17 protein-coding genes are annotated in these 19150 nt (G+C 43.1%); 15 read left to right on the top strand and 2 right to left on the bottom strand.

Annotated features, from left to right (window positions below; genetic code table 11):
• Window position 1 precedes the first annotated feature (1 nt).
• Genes LLW17_RS17350 through LLW17_RS17335 form a run of 4 tightly spaced genes read left to right on the top strand, consistent with a single transcriptional unit; the run spans window position 2 to window position 4822 of the window.
• A complete protein-coding gene (locus LLW17_RS17350; protein WP_228231556.1) occupies window positions 2-1072 on the top strand; it encodes a glycosyltransferase in 1071 nt (356 codons plus the stop codon).
• Window positions 1056-2426, top strand: coding sequence for an O-antigen ligase family protein (locus tag LLW17_RS17345; protein WP_228231555.1), 1371 nt, complete (start codon window positions 1056-1058; stop codon window positions 2424-2426). Before LLW17_RS17350 ends, LLW17_RS17345 begins: the two co-directional genes overlap by 17 nt.
• Window positions 2383-3399, top strand: coding sequence for a glycosyltransferase family 4 protein (locus tag LLW17_RS17340; RefSeq protein ID WP_228231554.1), 1017 nt, complete (start codon window positions 2383-2385; stop codon window positions 3397-3399). The genes LLW17_RS17345 and LLW17_RS17340 overlap by 44 nt, the downstream gene beginning before the upstream one ends.
• 34 nt (window positions 3400-3433) lie before the next feature.
• Window positions 3434-4822 carry a sugar transferase gene (locus LLW17_RS17335; protein ID WP_228231553.1) on the top strand — a complete coding sequence of 463 codons (1389 nt, stop codon included), beginning with the start codon at window positions 3434-3436 and terminating at the stop codon, window positions 4820-4822.
• On the opposite strand, the gene lnt is transcribed toward LLW17_RS17335, so the two are convergent.
• Window positions 4800-6428 (bottom strand): apolipoprotein N-acyltransferase, encoded by a 1629-nt coding sequence (gene lnt / locus LLW17_RS17330; RefSeq protein WP_228231552.1) that lies wholly within the window; start codon window positions 6426-6428, stop codon window positions 4800-4802. The genes LLW17_RS17335 and lnt overlap by 23 nt on opposite strands.
• Before the next feature lie 154 nt (window positions 6429-6582).
• Here lnt and LLW17_RS17325 point away from each other — a divergent pair, with 154 nt between their 5' ends.
• Complete coding sequence (locus tag LLW17_RS17325; RefSeq protein WP_228231551.1) at window positions 6583-7485, top strand: TIGR01777 family oxidoreductase; 903 nt, start codon at window positions 6583-6585, stop codon at window positions 7483-7485.
• A gap of 60 nt (window positions 7486-7545) precedes the next feature.
• Here LLW17_RS17325 and LLW17_RS17320 read toward each other — a convergent pair whose 3' ends face one another.
• Window positions 7546-8217, bottom strand: coding sequence for a YceI family protein (locus LLW17_RS17320; protein ID WP_228231550.1), 672 nt, complete (start codon window positions 8215-8217; stop codon window positions 7546-7548).
• A 161-nt stretch (window positions 8218-8378) separates the two neighbouring features.
• Here LLW17_RS17320 and LLW17_RS17315 point away from each other — a divergent pair, with 161 nt between their 5' ends.
• The 10 genes from LLW17_RS17315 (at window position 8379) to LLW17_RS17270 (ending at window position 18860) form a co-directional block, all read left to right on the top strand.
• Window positions 8379-8945 carry a nucleotide exchange factor GrpE gene (locus LLW17_RS17315; RefSeq protein WP_228231549.1) on the top strand — a complete coding sequence of 189 codons (567 nt, stop codon included), beginning with the start codon at window positions 8379-8381 and terminating at the stop codon, window positions 8943-8945.
• Between the two features lie 48 nt (window positions 8946-8993).
• Window positions 8994-10115 carry a molecular chaperone DnaJ gene (gene dnaJ / locus LLW17_RS17310; RefSeq protein WP_228231548.1) on the top strand — a complete coding sequence of 374 codons (1122 nt, stop codon included), beginning with the start codon at window positions 8994-8996 and terminating at the stop codon, window positions 10113-10115.
• 397 nt (window positions 10116-10512) lie between these two features.
• The gene (locus tag LLW17_RS17305; protein WP_228231547.1) at window positions 10513-11469 is read left to right on the top strand and encodes an ABC transporter ATP-binding protein; all 957 of its coding nucleotides are present in this window, start codon (window positions 10513-10515) and stop codon (window positions 11467-11469) included.
• A complete protein-coding gene (locus LLW17_RS17300) occupies window positions 11469-12758 on the top strand; it encodes an ABC transporter permease (RefSeq protein ID WP_228231546.1) in 1290 nt (429 codons plus the stop codon). Before LLW17_RS17305 ends, LLW17_RS17300 begins: the two co-directional genes overlap by 1 nt.
• A 6-nt stretch (window positions 12759-12764) precedes the next feature.
• Complete coding sequence (locus tag LLW17_RS17295) at window positions 12765-13697, top strand: mechanosensitive ion channel family protein (RefSeq protein WP_228231545.1); 933 nt, start codon at window positions 12765-12767, stop codon at window positions 13695-13697.
• A complete protein-coding gene (locus tag LLW17_RS17290) occupies window positions 13690-14577 on the top strand; it encodes a hypothetical protein (protein ID WP_228231544.1) in 888 nt (295 codons plus the stop codon). Before LLW17_RS17295 ends, LLW17_RS17290 begins: the two co-directional genes overlap by 8 nt.
• Window positions 14578-14579: 2 nt before the next feature.
• On the top strand, window positions 14580-15743 hold the full coding sequence (locus tag LLW17_RS17285; RefSeq protein WP_228231543.1) for a sigma-54-dependent transcriptional regulator: 1164 nt from the start codon (window positions 14580-14582) through the stop codon (window positions 15741-15743).
• 11 nt (window positions 15744-15754) lie between these two features.
• Window positions 15755-16624 carry a PPK2 family polyphosphate kinase gene (locus tag LLW17_RS17280; RefSeq protein WP_228231542.1) on the top strand — a complete coding sequence of 290 codons (870 nt, stop codon included), beginning with the start codon at window positions 15755-15757 and terminating at the stop codon, window positions 16622-16624.
• A gap of 203 nt (window positions 16625-16827) precedes the next feature.
• Window positions 16828-18243 carry a M20/M25/M40 family metallo-hydrolase gene (locus LLW17_RS17275; RefSeq protein WP_228231541.1) on the top strand — a complete coding sequence of 472 codons (1416 nt, stop codon included), beginning with the start codon at window positions 16828-16830 and terminating at the stop codon, window positions 18241-18243.
• A gap of 20 nt (window positions 18244-18263) precedes the next feature.
• On the top strand, window positions 18264-18860 hold the full coding sequence (locus LLW17_RS17270) for an LURP-one-related family protein (RefSeq protein ID WP_228231540.1): 597 nt from the start codon (window positions 18264-18266) through the stop codon (window positions 18858-18860).
• Window positions 18861-19150: the final 290 nt, after the last annotated feature.

Here is a 19150-nt window from a genome sequence, read left to right as displayed (position 1 = left end):
CGTGCGCATCCTGCAACTTATAGATAGTTTGGAAATTGGCGGCGCTGAACGTATGGCGGTAAATTATGCGAATGCCCTGCATAAACGCATAGCGGTTTCCGCCCTTTGTGTCACGCGGAAAGAAGGTGATTTAAAGACTTTGATCGATCCCGAAGTCCAGTATTTGTATCTGGAGCGAAAGCGTACATTGGATATTTTAGCTGTATTACGGCTGAAGCGTTTTATTCAAAAGCATAGAATTGAAATAGTTCAGGCGCATGGAAGCAGTATTTTTATTGGTGTTTTAGTTAAGATAATGACTCCCGGTCTTAAGTTGATCTGGCACGATCACTACGGCAAAAGTGAGTTTTTAGCAGCGCGAAAAGCAACCGGGTTAAAACTGATGCGGTCGTATATTGACGGGATTTTTGCAGTTAATGAAAAACTCAAAAACTGGTCGATAGAAAAGCTGAAAGTTAAAAAAGCCTTCTACATTAAAAATTTTATAGCGGAAGCTTTACCCTTTGATGCAGACTTTAAGATTTCCGGAGCTAAGGGAAAACGCGTGGTTTGTGTGGCCAATTTAAGGCCTCAAAAAAATCATCATCTGCTTTTAGATGCTTTTAAACTGGTTTTGGGACAGGATTCGGCTTACACCTTACACCTTTTTGGATCTGTACCCGATAGTCTTTATGCAAAATCTCTTGTTGAGCGTATAGAAGCAGAGCCCTTCTCAAAAAGCGTTTTTTATCACGGGACCTACTTAAAAATGTCTGCCATTTTACCGCATTTTGATATAGGCGTTCTATCTTCAGATTCGGAAGGCTTACCTTTGGCCCTACTCGAATACGGCCAGGCAGGAATACCGGTAATCGCCACAGATGTGGGGCAGTGCAGAGCAGTACTAGGGGATTTTGGGAGGTTGGTTCCTGCTAAGAATCCTGTGGTATTTGCTCAGGCTATTATAGAATCCCGTTTGGAGAAAACCCATATTCAGGAAGGCCCTGAAAAATTAAGAGATCGGATTCTTTTGGAATACGGGGAACAAGCAGTGATTCAGGAGGTCGTTTCAAAATATGTTGAAATTATTTAAAAACCATAACAAATTATACCTGCAGCTCGTGGCATTGCACATCGGGATCGGTTTTGCTATTTATTTGTTTCGGTTTTTAGGCCTTTTCTATTTTTTAGGCTCCATTGTGTTTTTTGTACTCTGGGTTTTTCAATCGGGAAACAAACAAAATCAGGCGCTTCTCGCTGCTGCCTATATGACTGCCGGGGAGGTATTTTTCAGGATGACCGGGGGTAGCATCATCCCCTGGGAAGCCGGTAAATATTCGGTTATTTGTTTTATTCTGTTAGGCTTATTTTTCAGCGGAACCTCCCGTAAATCCGCACCGTATTGGTTGTATTTGTTGCTTCTGATTCCCGGAGTCATTTACGCAGCTTCAACACTTAATTTTGACACCAATGTACGTAAGGCAATCATCTTTAATTTAAGCGGACCTTTCTGTCTTGGGATTGCAGCTTTGTATTGTTACGATCGGCGTATTTCAAAAATGCAATTGCATTATCTGGTCTGGTGCCTCTTAATGCCGGTACTTTCTCTGGGAATTTATTTATTCTTTTACACTCCGGATACGCGTGAAGTTTTAAATGGCACACAGTCAAATTTCGCATTGTCCGGAGGTTATGGTCCCAATCAGGTAGCAACCGCTTTGGGAATTGGTATGTTTGCACTGGTGGTGCAAATTTTTGTAAACAGTAAGAATAAGCTCCTGTTCTTTCTCAATTTGGGCTTGCTGATGTTTCTCACCTATAGGGCGATTATAACCTTTTCTCGGGGAGGGGTGCTCACTGCAGCATTAATAAGCATCGCTTTTATAGTGATCTATTTCCAGGGGGTTCCGGCACGAAAAAAAAGCGCAATTTCTTTTTACCTGATGGTTATAGGCGGGGCAATCGCAATGACCTGGCTGATCTCTTCTGCACGTACAATGGGGCTCATTGATTTACGCTATGCCAATAAAGATGCTGCGGGTCGTATTAAAGAGGATCTCTCTACGGGCAGGCAGGAACTTATAACTTCCGAATTGACCTTTTTTGTTAACAATCCTATAATGGGGATCGGTGTCGGTAAAACCAAAGAATACCGGGAAGAAAAATTAGATATACTTGCAGCTTCCCATAATGAAATCAGCAGGTTGTTGTCTGAGCACGGCGTGTTTGGACTTATCGCGTTAATTATTTTGATTGTTACACCGCTTTTTTACCGTATCGGTAACCGAAAAAATTATCTGTTTTATTCGTTTTTAGGTTTTTGGTTTTTGACCATAAATCACTCTTCCATGCGTGTGGCTGCACCAGCCTTTATCTACGCACTTTCCCTGTTAAACGTTGTACATGAAAAGAAGAATACTCTACCTGGGAAACAAATTAGCGCATAAGGGTTTTACCCCTACAAACATTGACACGCTGGGACCGCTGCTGGAGCAGGAGGGATACGACTTGTTATATGCCGGGACAAAAAAGGCTAAGCTCCTGCGCTTTGCCCAAATGGTACAAATGATCTTAACCTATCGTAAGCAGGTAGATTATGTGCTTTTAGACACCTACAGCACGCAGTATTTCTGGTTTGCGTACACTGCAGCACGATTATGTAATCTGGTTGATCTGAAATACATTCCCATTTTGCACGGGGGCGATTTACCCAAACGCCTTTCCAGAAGTCCTAAATCTGCCCGTTTCCTATTTGGGCAGAGTCATAAAAATATAGCCCCTTCCCGGTATTTGAAGGAAGCTTTTGAGAAGGCGGGTTTTTTCAATGTCGAAGTGATTCCAAACAGTATTGATCTTGCAGATTATCCGTACACGGGAAAACGTAGCTACACTGCGCCCAATCTACTTTGGGTACGCTCGTTTGCAGAAATTTATAATCCGATGCTGGCACTAAAGCTGGTCGAAAGATTGCTTAAAGATTACCCGATGACCGGTCTAACTATGGTAGGGCCCGATAAAGACGGGAGTTTAGAGCGATGCCGAAGCTATGTGTTAGCGCAAAAGCTTCCGGTTGTATTTACCGGAAAATTGTCTAAAGCCCAATGGATATCCCTTTCAGCAGATCACAATCTGTTTTTAAATACAACCCATTACGATAATACCCCGGTGAGTGTTATTGAGGCAATGGCTTTAGGCCTGCCGGTTGTTTCCACAAAAGTGGGGGGTATTCCCTATTTAATTCAGGATGAGATAACAGGACTCTTATACGATGACGATTCGCTCGAGCAGCTACACGACGCCGTTATGCAAATTATGACCCGGCCTTCTTTAGTCGAAAAGATAATTTCTAATGCACGGGAACGGGTTGAAGAATACAGCTGGGAACATGTAAAATCAATGTGGCATAAGCTTTTGACCTGAAATAAGTTATATTTGCGGCAAAGCTCATCCCTAAATGAATTGGATCCCTAAAATCCATTTTGAAATTTCAGAGCGTAAGATCTTATTGCGTTTGTTTGATGTACTCTTCATCTTTCTTACGTTAGGTCTGGTTTCAAAATTTTTCAACTTTGATTACTTCAACCTGTCTGCCACGCGGTGGACCTGGGCCTTACTTCTTATTCTTTACTATTTTGTTTTTGCTGCAATTTTTGAACTTTATGATTTGCAAAAAGCAGCCTCATTTCAAAGTACCCTTAAGAATGGTGTTCTTGCAGTAAGTTCAACCGTTCTGTTCTTTATTCTTACGCCGTTTTTTACTCCGGTTCTCCCTGAAAACCGCCTGCAGATTGTTATTTTCTTCCTGGCAATCATCGGTGGTTTGCTGATCTGGAGATACGCGTATATCAGTCTGATTTCGGCACCTCGTTTTAATAAACGTATCGTTTTAGTGGGGAATAGCTTTGATATCAACCTCATTGCAGAAAACCTGCACAAGGCAGACCCCAATTACAGGGTAATTGGCTTTGTAAATACTGATGAGATTAAGGCTTTAAATTTTGACCGAAGGTTAAAACCAATCGAGGTTAAGGATTTAGTGAAGGCAATAAAACGGTATTCCGTTTCTGAGATTGTGGTTTCCAGTACTTCTAAAGGCGTGAGCGTAGAGCTGTATAACCAATTGATCAAACTGCTTGAGGAGGGCTTTCCCATACGCGAGTACACACAGGTTTACGAAGAGATCACGCATCGCGTACCGGTACAGCACGTAGAACGCGATTTCTACAAATACTTCCCGTTTAGCCGAAGTAATAAAAATCGTTTTTATCTTTTTATCAGTAGTTTTTTCAACGCGATCTTCGCAATACTGGTGCTTTCATTGACCATTCTTTTACTTCCGCTTATTTTAGTCGGAAATGTTTTGGGCAATCGCGGTCCTTTATTATACCGTCAGAAGCGCGTGGGGATGAATGGAAAGGTTTTCGAAATTATTAAATTTCGAACCATGGTTGTCAATGCCGAAGATGCCGGGGCGCAATGGGCCTCAAAAGAAGATAAGCGCATTACACCTTTCGGGAAATTTTTACGGAATACCCGTCTGGACGAAATCCCTCAGTGCATCAATATTCTTAAAGGCGAAATGAGTCTTATTGGCCCCAGACCCGAACGTCCCATTTTTGTGAAAAAGCTTTCTGCGGAAATTCCATTCTACGAAATACGCCATGTGGTTAAGCCGGGATTAACCGGTTGGGCCCAGGTGCGCGGGCGTTATGCAGAGTCTGTAGATGATACGCTCGAAAAATTACAGTACGACCTTTACTACATCAAGCACCGGTCGTTCTTTCTGGACCTGAATATTCTGCTCAAAACCATTAGTACGGTTATTTATTACCGCGGTCAGTAAGTGGTTTTTGAGGTTTTTTAAAAAACGACCAGATCAACAGAACCACTGCAATAAGCCCTGCCCCGCGAGCCAGATAATCGCCATAACGCACGTAAAAGGTAAGGCCGTTATTAGCATTAAGCGTTCCTTTTAAGCTTCCCTGCAACTCGTAACCCAGTGTTTTGGTAATTGTTCCTTTCTGGTCAATAAAGGCAGAAATCCCGGTGTTTGCGCTTCGCGCGATACTACGCCGGGTTTCGATGGCCCGCAGACGGGCATAATTCAAATGCTGTTTGTGACCCTGAGTATCACCCCACCAGGCATCGTTTGTGATAATGGCTAAAAACTGAGCACCTTCCGCTACATAGCCTGTTACAAATTCGCCAAAAACCGACTCGTAACAAATCACCGGTCCCACCTGAAGCCCCTCTGCACCCTTGAAAACACCCCGGTTTTCCTGAGTGGTTTTCATAGATACCGTTCCGCCCAGATCGATCATTACATCGCCAAGAAGGGGCTTTAAAATGCTTTGGTACGGAAAGTTTTCAACGCCTACGACCAGCTTACTCTTATGATAAATTTGTGTGGAATCTAAGCGATTCAGCATAAAAGCCGAATTGAAAAAATCTGCATAGATGGGATTTCCTATTCGGTTATAGCCCATAAAGTTGGTCGTGGGCAAAATGTCTTTTTCGTTTTCATAAAGTCTGAAAAATTGGATGCCAGTCAGATAGTTGAGGTTTGGATATTGAGACAGGTATTCAGAAGCCCGGGATCGCTCAGGGCTGTATTCAAAATCCCGAAGGTTTACTCCTGCGCCTTCGGCCAGCACCGTCTCGGGAGCAATTAAAAAATCGGTATTTTGAGTAAGTGTTGTGTCTGCGATGCTAAACAGCAGATCAGCAATGCGCTCGTTTGTGGTGTTATACTTTTCGGTATAGGGATCAATGTTGGGCTGAAGCAGGACGATCTCTACAGGATTATCTGCTTCGGTATAGGTATAAAACATAGCCTGCCCTATCCCGATGGGGATCAAAATTAATAAGGTGGCAAGTACGAGTTTGTTGAAGAATTTTTTTCGGTTATGCGTTTCAGCAAAATGAAAACCTGCACTAAATAAAAAGGCATTTACAACCCAGACCCAAAGCGTTCCCCCAAAAGTTCCCGTGTATTCGTACCATTGAATCCAACGGGTATAGTCGGCAAAACCATTTCCCAGATTTAACCAGGGCCACGCAAATTCCCAGTTAAGATGCATAAACTCAAAAAGCATCCAGGTTGCAGCGAGAAAGACAAGACTTAGATGGCGTGCAAATCGCTTGCGAACACGTACATACAACAGCCATACACCAGTCATCAGCAGGGCGTTTGCCAGCACGGCAAACCACATTCCAAAAGGCGTTGAATTGTAGAGCCACCAGGTTGTGATGATATTGAAGATAAAAAAAGACAAATAGGCCAGCCCAAATATTTTTAATACCGGGCGGGATGATTCTGATTGCAGCAGCCTTTCGGTAGCCCAGAGTAAGGGGATAAACCCAAAAAACAAAAGTCCGGGAAAGCCGTATGTGGGCCAGCCCAGGGCAAGTACTAATCCGGAAAGAATAGCCAGCAGCAGATTTTTCATACGATACGTGAATCTGTTATTGCGTTGCAAGTTAAGTCAATCTCTTTTTAAGCAAAGCCGTACTTCATAAATATAACTTTTAAAGGCTGTTAAAGCTATTTAAAAAATGTTAGTAAGACCTGCGCTTAATGCTAACTTAGAGAAAAATTACTTCATGAACATTTTAATCACCGGTGCCACCGGACTCATAGGGCAGCATCTTACACAGCAGCTCCATCAGGCAAAGCATGCCGTGCATTACCTGACTACCAGTAAGGATAAAATCGAAAATCAACCCAATTACAAGGGGTTTTACTGGAACACCCAAACCCGTGAAATAGATCCCGCCTGTCTGGAGGGCGTGACCACAATAGTTCATCTGGCAGGAGCAAGCATTGCAGAGCGCTGGACAGACGATTATAAAAAAACTATTCTTAACAGCCGTACCGAAACTGCTGCGATGCTGCTGGAAACCTTAAAAACACATGAAAACCAGGTTAGCCATCTTATTTCTGCAAGTGCAATTGGGGCCTATCCTTCCTCAAGAACCGAAATTTACACTGAGTCTTATCCTGAATACAATCCGGGTTTCTTAGGAAAGGTTGTGGAGGAATGGGAAGCTTCGGCAGACCATTTTAAAAGTTTAGGAATTCGGGTTGCAAAAGTACGGGTAGGTGTTGTTCTTGCCGAAAAGGGCGGAGCGCTTGAACAGTTGATCAAACCTATAAAAATGTATGTAGGAGCGCCCCTGGGAGATGGGAAGCAATGGCAATCCTGGATTCACGTGGCAGATCTTGCGGGTATCTTTAAAACACTAATTGAGAATAAGCTGGAAGGTGTCTACAATGCAGTAGCTCCACATCCGGTTACCAATGAAACCCTTACCCGCGAGGCAGCTCAGATTTTAAATAAGCCCTTAATAGTCCCTAAAGTTCCTGCTTTTGCATTAAAGTTGTTGCTGGGGGAGATGGCGGCTATTGTTTTAGAAAGTCAAAAGGTTTCCGCCGCTAAGATTGAATCGGTTTACGACTTTAAATTTACCCAACTCAATCAGGCTCTGAAGAATTTATTGGGCTAAAAGACTCCAAACAAAAAAAGCTGCCCGTTGAGGCAGCTTTTCTGATTGGGTATTAGAGTATTACATTTGTTGAGTAGCAACAATCTTAAATTCTAATTGAATCTCATCGTTGATAAACTTGTCACCTAAGTTGTCAAAAACAGACTTGGAACCGTAGTTTACACCCCACTCGGTACGATCAATAGTAAAAGGCTCAGACTTTAAAGTCATAGTGTTGCCGGCTACTTCGTACATTACAGGAAATTCGATGTTTTTCTTGGTTTCTTTAAGCGTAAGGTTACCAGACATCATTTTCTTACCGTCTTTTTCAGTAACACCGGTGATTTCAAATGCAGCAGTTGGGAACTTTTGTACATTAAAGAAATCTCCTTCTTTACCTTCAACAGTACCTTTTAAGTGATCTTCAAGACTTGCTTTTTGGTCTCCTTCAAGGTCAGTTACCAGAATAGAAGTCATATCGATCAAAAAGCTTCCGCTAATTACACTGTCTTCAAGACGCACAACACCTGATTCTAATTTTACAGTACCTGTGTGAGTTCCGGTTGGTTTTGCACCTTCCCATGCGATCTCAGATTCATTTTTATCTACCATATATTTAGCAGCTTCAGTAGATACTTCTGCAGCGGCTTCGGCCTCAGCAGCTTCTGTTTCATTTTTAGCCTCATTTTTACAAGAAACTACAGCTGTAAACAGCACAGCCAGAGTAAAAAGACTTAATAATTTAATTTTCATTATGATGTTTTTTTAAGTGTTAATTAAGGCGTAAAATTAACAGAATAGCAGGGAGTTCTTCTTAAATAATCTATAAAATAATTGCGGTGACATTTTGACATTTTTGTATTAATGGCAGTACTTTTGCCTCCCTTAAAGAAATTTGAAGTAAAGACGATACCATGAGTTCAGAAAATAAAGAAGAGATTATAAACGAACACGACGATAATCAGACGGTTGAGACGCAGGCAGAAGAGCAGGAAGCTCAGGGCGAAACAGATCAGCAGGAAAGCGAAGCTGACGAATTGAAGCGTTACAAAGAAGAACTGGAAAAAGAGAAAGATAAATTTTTACGCCTTTTTGCAGATTTTGAAAATTACAAACGCCGCACCGGGAAAGAACGTATTGAAATGTTTAAAACTGCCGGTCAGGAAGTGATGCAGGCTATGCTTCCGGTACTTGATGATTTTGACCGCGCTATGGTTGAGATTGAAAAGGCTAAAGACAAAAACCTGAAAAAGGGAGTTGATCTAATCAGCAATAAACTGCGCGAAACCCTTAAAGCAAAAGGGCTTAAGCAAATGGAAGTAAAGGCAGGAGATGTGTTTGATGCCGAGATTCACGAGGCGATCACTCAAATTCCTGCACCCAAAGATGATCTTAAAGGTAAGGTTGTTGACGTGGTTGAAAAAGGCTACCAGCTGGGAGATAAAATCATACGCTATCCTAAAGTAGTTGTAGGACAGTAAGCAGCGGGTTGAGAAAAAGAATTTAAGTTTTAAGAAGCAGATAGAGGGATGAAAGAAGATTATTACGACATATTGGGAATTAGCAAAAATGCCACAGCGGCAGAAATTAAAAAAGCGTACCGCAAGAAGGCGATAGAATATCACCCTGATAAAAATCCGGGAGATGATAAAGCTGAAGAAATGTTCAAAAAGGCCGCAGAAGCCTATGAGATTCTGGGTGATGAGAACAAGCGTGCGCGTTACGACCAGTATGGCCATCAGGCATTTGAAGGTGGCGGTTTTGGCGGCGGCGGCATGAATATGGATGACATCTTCAGCCAGTTTGGCGACATTTTTGGCAGTGCCTTTGGCGGCGGAGGTGGCTTTGGCGGTTTTGGCGGCGGCTTCGGCGGTCAGCGCAGAACCAAAGGAAGTAACCTGCGCATTCGTGTAAAACTTACTTTAGACGAAATCGCAAATGGCGCCGAGAAAAAGATAAAAGTTAAGCGTAAAAAGCAGGCTTCCGGTACAAAATTTAAAACCTGTACCACCTGTAACGGTAGTGGGCAGGTTACACGTGTGACCAATACCATCCTGGGCCGTATGCAAACAGCTTCACCCTGTACCACTTGTGGCGGTAGCGGTCAGATCATAGAGTCTAAAGCTGCTGATGCCGATGCTCAGGGAATGAAAACGGAAGAAGAAACCGTTTCAATCAAAATCCCAGCAGGTGTTGTAGACGGGATGCAGCTTAAAGTGACCGGGAAAGGTAATGAGGCGCCCGGCAACAATGGCATTCCGGGAGATTTGCTGGTGGTGATTGAAGAAGCCGAGCACGAGACGCTTAGCCGTGAAGGCGATAATCTGCATTACGATCTGTACATCAGCGTGCCCGAAGCTATTTTGGGTACCAGCAAGGAGATTGATACAGTAGGAGGTAAAGTACGCATCAAAATAGAAGAAGGTACGCAAAGCGGAAAAATTCTGCGTTTGCGCAGTAAAGGAATTCCGTCGATAAATGGTTACGGAAGAGGCGATCTTTTGGTTCACGTAAATGTGTGGACACCGAAAAATCTCAACAAGGAACAGCGCGAATTTTTTGAGAATATGCTCGATGACGAGCGCTTCTCACCACAGCCCCAACGGGAGGATAAATCCTTTTTTGAAAAAGTAAAAGACATGTTTTCTTAGAATTTAAGACCTTATTAAGAAAAATGTGTATATTTGAACATCACTAATCACTAGTTAGTGATATTTTTCTTTTTCATAGCAATTTTTTTCCCATCCTTAATTTACGTTAAGGGTGGGTTTTTGTTTTAGGGCTATTTCAAATCCCGAAAACAGGGCTGTCTGAGCTCTTGCAGCTTCTTAAAACCGCTTATAGTCAATGCTTTTGCAATCCCGGTTTTTAGACCCATCGTAAAACTACTTCCTTATAAATAATTCTTAACTAGCCCTTAGGCTGTTTGCTTTTCAATATCTTTGACCTGGATTTCTTATACGTAAAAGTCCAAAATAAAATCAGGAATTACCTGTTATGGACTTGCAGTCCTAACTCCATTTTATCTTATTTTGATCTCAAGTTTCGATGACAGACCTTTTAGTTGCTGAACACATAAAGAAACAATACGGTGACTATACCGCCCTTAATGATCTCTCTATAGTCGTACCCAAAGGCAGTATTTTTGGACTTTTGGGGCCTAATGGTGCCGGTAAAACCACATTGATACGCATCATTAATCAGATTACCATGCCAGATCAGGGGAAGGTTTATCTGGATGGGGAGCCGTTAAGCCAAAAACACATCATCAATATAGGTTATATGCCCGAAGAGCGCGGCCTGTATAAATCGATGAAAGTTGGCGAGCAGGTGATCTATCTGGCAAGACTGAAGGGATTAAGCAAGGAAGAAGCCGGGAAACGAAGCAGATACTGGTTTGAGCGTTTGGGTATGATGGACTGGTGGAACCGAAAAATTCAGGAACTATCAAAAGGACAGGCGCAAAAGGTGCAATTTATAGTTACGGTGCTGCACCGCCCGAAACTCCTCATTTTTGATGAACCCTTCAGCGGTTTTGACCCTATTAATGCAAGCCTGATCAAAGACGAGATCCTTCAGCTTCGCGAGGATGGCGCAACCATTCTGTTTTCTACCCATCGTATGGAGTCTGTAGAACAAATGTGCGATCACATTGCATTGATGCACAAAAGCAATAAGGTGTTAGACGGTAAACTGGTAGATATAAAGCGCGAGTTTCGTACCAACACCTATGAGATAGGTATAGAAACTGCTGATGACACGGCCGAAAGTCGTGACAGACTGCATGCAGATTTAATGAATGAACTTTCCGGGTATTGGGAAATCAATACCGCTCGTTTTAAAACAATTAATGAGTACGACCTTAAACTTAAAGTGAAAATCTCGGAAAATCAGACGCCTAATGATTTACTCAATTACCTTACCGGTAAAGGTTTGATCAACCATTTCGTAGAAGTGATACCTACCGTAGATGATATTTTTATTCAAACCGTAAACGCAAACTGATGGGAGCTTTAGGCTTAATTATAAAGAGGGAATATAAGGCGCGGGTGAGTAACCGTTCATTTATTGTGATGACTTTTTTGAGTCCGTTAATCGTCGTGGGTATGATCATGCTAATCACCTATCTCACGCAACTCAATCAGGCCGGCAAACAAACCATTGTAGTGGTTGATGAAAGCGGACTGTTTTATAAAGAATTTGAAAGTACCGAGGATATTGATTTTCTGGACCTTTCTCCTGCCGGAATCGCAGTGGCAAAAGATCAGGTAGAAGATCAGAATTACTTCGGCTTGCTTTACATTCCTCAAAACATAAAAAACAATACAAGCGGGGTTCGTTTTTACGGGAATGAAGCTCCGGCAATAGCTGTTTTGGAAGGTATTGAAGAGCAAATTGAAACCAAACTTACAAACGAGAAACTTTTAGATCGCGGGGTAGATCTTGATCTTATCGATGAATCCCAGACAACCATCTCGGTGAGTATTGAAGATTTTAAAGGAGAACGCACTTCAAAAATATCAAGCTGGATCAAAGCCGGTGCCGGTGGTGGAGCAGGTTATCTGTTGATGATGTTTATAATTATCTACGGAAATATGGTGATGCGTTCGGTTATCGAAGAGAAAACCAATCGCATCATCGAGGTGATTATTTCTTCTGTAAAACCTTTTAAGCTGATGATGGGAAAAATAATGGGTACCACCCTGGCGGGAATCACGCAATTCGTTATCTGGCTGCTCATAGGTGGCGGACTCCTGCTATTTCTGGCCTTGTATCTGGATTTAAATCCGCTGGAAAATCAATCGGCTGTTGGGAATATGTCGGTCACCAATATGGATAAAATTGAGCTTATAGTTTTAGACATTCTAAATCTTCCCTTACTCAAACTGGCCTTTTTCTTTTTGATCTACTTTATCGGCGGGTATTTTCTGTACAGTTCGATTTATGCTGCTATTGGTGCTGCAGTTGACAGCGAGACCGATACGCAGCAATTTATGCTCCCTATCATAATGCCTTTAATGCTGGCTATTTACGTTGGCTTTTTTGCGGTAATCGAAAATCCTGACGGCTCTATCGCTACGGCTTTTTCCATGATTCCGCTTACATCGCCTATTGTGATGTTGATGCGTATTCCATTTGGGGTGCCCTGGTGGCAGTTGGCATTGTCTGTGAGCATTTTAGTAGGCTCATTTATTTTTACGGTATGGTTTGGCTCAAAAATCTACCGTGTGGGAATATTGATGTATGGCAAAAAGCCTACCTGTAAAGAAATTCTAAAATGGATTAAGTACTAGCAAAACATGATTCAGGAGAAACTAAAAGAAACCGTAAAAGAAGGGGCTGAGACCGTAAAGGATCTTCCGGAAGATATCTGGCAGACCATTAAGGATCTTTTAGACCTGGGTTTTCACTTTGAAAGCGGTGGGAAACGTATTGATCTTACTGTAGGGCATTTACTTTTAGTCATTGTTGCTTTTATTGTGGCTACGGTCGTGCTGCGTTTGATTCGCAGTCTCATCACCCGAAAGATGGATACCGAGAATGAACTGAAGTTCAAAAGCATCTTCAAGTTTATCAGGTATATCGTTTATCTGGCGGTTATTTTATTTACGCTTAATGCTTCAGGCGTTGATATAACTGTTTTACTTACCGCGTCGGCCGCACTGTTTGTTGGTTTGGGTCTTGCCTTGCAGGATCTGTTTACAGACATCATTGGCGGTATTTTTATAATGGTAGATAAGTCGCTGGCCGTGGGAGATGTGGTAGAGATAGACGGCAAAGTAGGCCGTATTTTTGAAATTAAACTGCGTACCACACGTGCCCTTACCCGTGATGATAAGGTAATCATCGTTCCCAATCACCATTTCATTAGCGACATCGTCTATAACTATACGCAGAACCACCGCACCACCCGTGAAGCTGTAAAAGTTGGGGTGGCTTACGGAAGCGATACCGCTCTGGTACGTAAACTGCTTTTAGAATGTGCAGCCAAGCAAAATGGCATTCTCAAAAGCCCGAAGCCCTTTGTACTCTTTGAAGATTTTGGAGATTCTTCCTTAAACTTCGGGATTTACTTTTTTATCAACGACAGTTTTTCCAATCCGCGTATCAAGAGTGAATTGCGCTTTCGCATCGATGAGCAATTCAGGGCTAATAAAGTTACGATCCCGTTTCCGCAACGCGATGTACATTTTTATCCCACAACCCCGATTCAACCTAAATCTGATGAATAAATTCCTCCTGTTACTATGTCTTTTCGGAATAAGCTATACAAACCACGCGCAGACAACAGATATCGCCCGTGTAGAGTATATGTATATCCCGTTTAGACAGTCTGATAACAACGTAGGTCGATTTAGAGCTTTGCTGCAGGTACCCATTCCGCTTGATAAGGATTTAAATAAAATTATAGTTGCCGGTTTTGAATACCGCAACACCAGTATCGATATTAACGATCCTGTGCCTGCAGGTTTCAATTTGCAGGAAGTGGGAACCTTACATCGCATTGAGGGGTATCTGGGATATACATGGAAACTCAATGAAAACTGGCGGGTGGGCGTTAAAGCCGGTACCCGTATCAATTCGAATCTCGAAGGTAGTCTGGTTGCCGATGACTGGATCTATTCCGCTTCGGTTTATGCTATTAATGATAGGAAAGATGCCGAAGTAGGCAAGCCTTATCGCTGGATTTTTGGTCTGGACTATTCCAGTACACCGGGGCGTAATTTCCCGCTTCCCATTGTTAATTACTATCGGGAGTTTCACCCCAATTGGACCTATACTTTGGGTGTTCCAAAAACCAATATTCGACACTACATCAACGACTCGCATAAAGATGCGTTTCAGGCCTATCTTACGCTCGATAACTTTTTTGCCAACATTCAAAACAACATGGTGATTAACGGGCGTACCGCCGAAAACATCTCGATGACCGTTGTTTTGGGAGGTCTGGGTTATGAGCACTATTTTACAAAGCATTTGCTATATTACGCCTACGGGAGCTATTCGATAACCAATGATTTCAGGCTTCGGGACAATACGCGTGAAGATATTTACACCATTAACAGCGCCTATACTTTTTATTTTAGGTCGGGCGTCAAATTTAAATTTTAGACATGTCAAAGATTTTAATCATTGAAGACGAAGCCGCAATCCGCCGGGTTCTCAATAAAATTCTATCTGAAGAAAATAAAAACTATCAGGTTGAGGAAGCCGAGGATGGTCTGGAAGGCATGGAAAAAATCAAGGATAACGATTACGATCTGGTGCTTTGCGATATCAAAATGCCTAAAATGGACGGCGTCGAAGTGCTCGAGGCAACCCGTAAGATCAAACCGGAAATTCCGGTGGTTATGATTTCCGGTCACGGCGATCTCGATACCGCGGTAAACACTATGCGTCTGGGGGCTTTTGATTACATCTCCAAGCCACCCGATCTTAACCGCTTGCTGAATACCGTGCGTAATGCTCTGGACCGAAAGAGTCTGGTGGTAGAAAATACCCGTCTCAAGAAGAAAGTTAGCAAGCAATACGAGATGATTGGCGATAGCGAGGCCATTGTCAAAATCAAGGAAATCATAGAAAAAGTAGCTCCTACCGAAGCACGCGTGCTCATCACCGGCTCAAACGGCACCGGTAAGGAACTGGTGGCCCACTGGCTGCACGAAAAAAGCGAACGCGCAAACGGACCCATGGTTGAGGTGAACTGTGCTGCAATCCCTTCGGAATTGATCGAAAGTGAATTGTTTGGTCACGTAAAAGGTGCTTTTACTTCGGCAAATAAAGACCGTGCCGGGAAGTTTGAAGCCGCAAACGGCGGCACCATTTTCCTGGATGAAATAGGGGATATGAGTCTTTCGGCTCAGGCGAAAGTATTGCGTGCCCTTCAGGAAAATAAGGTTTCGCGCGTGGGTAGCGACAAAGACATTAAGGTTGATGTGCGCGTACTGGCTGCGACCAATAAAAACCTGAAAAAAGAGATTGAAGAAGGTAAATTTCGCGAAGATTTATACCACCGTCTGGCGGTAATTCTTATTCCGGTGCCGGCTCTTAATGAGCGTCGCGATGATATCCCCTTGCTGGTAGATCACTTCTCAAACAAAGTGGCTCAGGAGCAGGGTACAGCCGTTAAAAATTTCACACCAAATGCCATTAAAAAGCTTCAGGAATACGACTGGACGGGGAATATTCGCGAGTTGCGCAATGTGGTGGAACGCCTTATTATCTTAGGTGGAACAGAGGTTTCAGAAGAAGATGTAAAACTTTTTGCGAGTAAATAAATTAAGCGATTATGAAAGTAGCAGATTATCAGGTTACCGGGCCTATTACTCTTTCGGATTATAAAACCCACGAAGATTTCGGCAAAAAAAGAGAGCTTGAAGACGAACTCGATGAGGTGAGCAAAGCTATTGCCGAAATTCAAAATGCAATGTACGCTCACGGTAAATATGCGGTGCTCATTTGCATTCAGGGGATGGATACGGCCGGGAAAGATAGTCTTATTCGCGAAGTGTTTAAAAACCTCAATCCGCGCGGCCTGGTGGTTCACAGTTTTAAAGTGCCCACGCCGCTTGAGTTGGGTCACGATTACCTGTGGCGGCATTATGTGGCGCTACCCGCCCGTGGGAAATTCGGCATTTTTAACCGAACCCATTACGAGAATGTTTTGGTGACCCGTGTGCATCCCGAGTATATTTTGGGTGAAAACATTCCGCGGATCGACAGCGTCGCAGATATTGATGCGGCATTTTGGGAAGAACGGTTTAGACAAATCAATAATTTTGAGCAACACATTGCCGAAAACGGAACCATCATCTTCAAATTTTTCCTGAATCTTTCCAAAGAAGAACAGAAAAACCGCCTGCTGCGTCGTCTCGATAAACCCAATAAAAACTGGAAATTCTCTCCCGGCGATCTTAAAGAGCGCAAACTTTGGGACGATTACCAGCGTTGCTACGAAGAGGCGATTAACAAAACCTCCAAATTTCATGCGCCCTGGTACATCATTCCGGCAGACGACAAGCCTACCGCCCGTCTCATTTTAGCTAAAATACTTCTCGAAAAACTTTCGGAATACACCGACATCAAAGAACCCGAACTCGACGAAAAAACCAAAGCCAACATCGATCAGTATCGAAAGGAACTGGAAGGGGAAGCTTAAATTAGAAAGTAGAAATACTGAATGAGTTGGCAGTAGCAGTCAGCAACAAACAATTCTATTCTCTTCTATAAAGATTGCGAACTGAGACTGCCTACCGCAACTGCTAACTAGAACTACCAAACCCCAAACATTTTTTTCATTCAAATACTTGTTTACGCTCAGAGAATAGTACTTTTAGAATTCCACAGTTAAAAAACAGAATTTTGAAAAAACTAGTTTTATTCATTGTCGCGTTTTGTGGTCTGACGCAGGTACAGGCGCAAACGACAAAAGACTCCCTCCAACTTCGCAATTTTTATGACCTTTCCCTGTTAAGCGGCCAAAGTTATCAATGGCTCGATGCCCTGTCTAACGATATTGGTGCGCGCCTGAGTGGCAGCGCGGGTGCTGAAAAAGCCGTACAATGGGCCAAAGCAGAGCTCGAAGCCATTGGTCTTGATAAAGTCTGGCTACAGCCGGTTATGGTGCCCAAATGGGAACGCGGCGCTCCCGAAAAGGCCTGGATTAACGGCCCTGACGGAAACATCGATGTGCCGGTTTGTGCATTGGGCGGTTCGATTGCAACGACTGCAGACGGCATCACGGCTCCCGTCATTGAAGTTCAGGGACTCGAGGATCTTGCCAACTATGGGGAAGATCAGATTAAAGGTAAAATCGTTTTTTACAACCGCCCTATGCAGGCCGATCTGATTCAGACTTTTTCTGCTTATGGAGGCTGTGTCGATCAGCGGTATTCGGGGGCTCGCGAAGCTGCCAAATACGGCGCGGTAGGCGTGATCGTGCGTTCGATGAATTTGCGAATGGACGACCTGCCGCACACCGGTGCGATGTCATACGGCGATCTGCCTAATGAGCAGCGTATTCCCGCAGCGGCAATCAGTACCAACGGGGCTGCTTTGTTGAGTAAAATGCTGAAAACGGATAAAGAGACCCAGTTCTACTTAAAAATGAATTGCCAGAACTATGAAGATGTGCCTTCGTTTAACGTGATTGGTGAGATTACCGGAAGCGAAAAACCCGACGAGATTATGGTTGTGGGCGGGCATCTCGACAGCTGGGATCTGGGAGACGGAAGTCACGATGATGGTGCCGGGGTCGTTCAAAGTATGGAAGTCTTGCGTCTGATGAAAGCAGCCAATTACAAACCCAAACACAGCATTCGCGTGGTGCTGTTTATGAACGAAGAAAACGGTTTGCGCGGGGGTAATAAATACGCTGAGGTCGCTGCTGAAAAAGGCGAGCGTCACGTTTTTGCGTTGGAAAGCGACGCGGGAGGTTTTACGCCACGCGGATTTTCATTTGATGCCGATGCGGCCAATTTTGAGCAAGTCGAAAGCTGGATTCCGTTATTCAAACCTTATTTGATTCACTATTTTGAATTGGGCGGAAGCGGTGCAGATATTGGTCCGTTAAAAGGCAATGGGACCGTTCTTGCCGGTTTGCGTCCCGATTCGCAACGCTATTTTGACCATCATCACGCCAGTAACGATACCTTTGATGCGGTTAACAAACGCGAACTCGAGTTGGGTGCCGCGACAATGACCAGCCTGGTGTATCTGATGGATACTTACGGCGTAAAACCTGCGCCAATAACTAACGAAGCAGAACTAAAAGACTAAAAACTATTCCTGACCTTTCTATGAAAAACCTTCAATTTCCTATTGACTTTGTGTTCCGAATCAGCACGTTTTCTAATGATTTTACCGCGACCGATGCTTACGGGCATACCGTGGGCTACATCCGTCAGAAGATGTTTAAGCTGAAAGAGGAAATAAAAATTTATGCAGACACCTCTCAAAATCAACTTAATTACACCATCAAGGCAGACCGCTGGCTCGATTTTTCGGCTGCTTATGCGTTTTACGATGCAAATGGAAACGAGTTTGGTAAAATCGTGCGTAAAGGCTGGCGCTCCATCTGGAAGGCCAAATACCAGATTGTAGACGATAACGGTACTCCGGAATACACTATCGAAGAAGAAAACGGTTGGATCAAGGTGGCCGATTCGCTTTTTGGCGAAGTGCCGGTTGCAGGAATTCTTACGGGGTATTTCTTCAACCCGGCGTATAAAGTAATGGACAAAAGCGGCACCAAAATCGCCCGACTTAAAAAAATACCTTCTTTTTTTGGACGTAAATTCCAGGTCACCAAAGAAGGTCCAATGGACGAAGGCGACAGCGAGCGTATTATGCTGGGCTTAATGATGATGATTTTACTGGAGCGCAGGAGAGGGTAGGGCCTATTATTATTATTATTATTATTATTATTATTATTATTTCGATTTTTATTTAGGCTTTCAATTCAATGTTCAAAATTTAAAATTCAAAATAAAAAACGATAAGAGTCAAACAGGCAATTCTTAGAACACATTTTAATCAGTTTATTCATTGATTGGGCCCTTAAATATCTTGAGTAAAGACAGGCAAATTTATCTGGAAGCAGGTAAGTACAAAATCCTTTGTTTAGGTGGTTGGGGTGTCGAGCTAAATGAATTTGAAATAAAGCTTAAGGAAATGGAGGGTACAG

Origin of the sequence: Leeuwenhoekiella parthenopeia (genome assembly GCF_020782115.1) — a bacterium.
Taxonomy (GTDB): domain Bacteria; phylum Bacteroidota; class Bacteroidia; order Flavobacteriales; family Flavobacteriaceae; genus Leeuwenhoekiella; species Leeuwenhoekiella parthenopeia.
Note: the sequence above shows the minus strand (reverse complement) of the source record. Positions and strands in the feature narration are given on the sequence as shown.

What these genes read in the sequence shown, in the direction of transcription:
- LLW17_RS17345 (WP_228231555.1), top strand. Translation starts at nt 1,056, where the DNA reads ATGTTGAAATTATTTAAAAACCATAACAAATTATACCTGCAGCTCGTG.
- LLW17_RS17340 (WP_228231554.1), top strand. Translation starts at nt 2,383, where the DNA reads ATGAAAAGAAGAATACTCTACCTGGGAAACAAATTAGCGCATAAGGGT.
- LLW17_RS17335 (WP_228231553.1), top strand. Translation starts at nt 3,434, where the DNA reads ATGAATTGGATCCCTAAAATCCATTTTGAAATTTCAGAGCGTAAGATC.
- lnt (WP_228231552.1), bottom strand. Translation starts at nt 6,428, where the DNA reads ATGAAAAATCTGCTGCTGGCTATTCTTTCCGGATTAGTACTTGCCCTG.
- LLW17_RS17325 (WP_228231551.1), top strand. Translation starts at nt 6,583, where the DNA reads ATGAACATTTTAATCACCGGTGCCACCGGACTCATAGGGCAGCATCTT.
- LLW17_RS17320 (WP_228231550.1), bottom strand. Translation starts at nt 8,217, where the DNA reads ATGAAAATTAAATTATTAAGTCTTTTTACTCTGGCTGTGCTGTTTACA.
- LLW17_RS17315 (WP_228231549.1), top strand. Translation starts at nt 8,379, where the DNA reads ATGAGTTCAGAAAATAAAGAAGAGATTATAAACGAACACGACGATAAT.
- dnaJ (WP_228231548.1), top strand. Translation starts at nt 8,994, where the DNA reads ATGAAAGAAGATTATTACGACATATTGGGAATTAGCAAAAATGCCACA.
- LLW17_RS17305 (WP_228231547.1), top strand. Translation starts at nt 10,513, where the DNA reads ATGACAGACCTTTTAGTTGCTGAACACATAAAGAAACAATACGGTGAC.
- LLW17_RS17300 (WP_228231546.1), top strand. Translation starts at nt 11,469, where the DNA reads ATGGGAGCTTTAGGCTTAATTATAAAGAGGGAATATAAGGCGCGGGTG.
- LLW17_RS17295 (WP_228231545.1), top strand. Translation starts at nt 12,765, where the DNA reads ATGATTCAGGAGAAACTAAAAGAAACCGTAAAAGAAGGGGCTGAGACC.
- LLW17_RS17290 (WP_228231544.1), top strand. Translation starts at nt 13,690, where the DNA reads ATGAATAAATTCCTCCTGTTACTATGTCTTTTCGGAATAAGCTATACA.
- LLW17_RS17285 (WP_228231543.1), top strand. Translation starts at nt 14,580, where the DNA reads ATGTCAAAGATTTTAATCATTGAAGACGAAGCCGCAATCCGCCGGGTT.
- LLW17_RS17280 (WP_228231542.1), top strand. Translation starts at nt 15,755, where the DNA reads ATGAAAGTAGCAGATTATCAGGTTACCGGGCCTATTACTCTTTCGGAT.
- LLW17_RS17270 (WP_228231540.1), top strand. Translation starts at nt 18,264, where the DNA reads ATGAAAAACCTTCAATTTCCTATTGACTTTGTGTTCCGAATCAGCACG.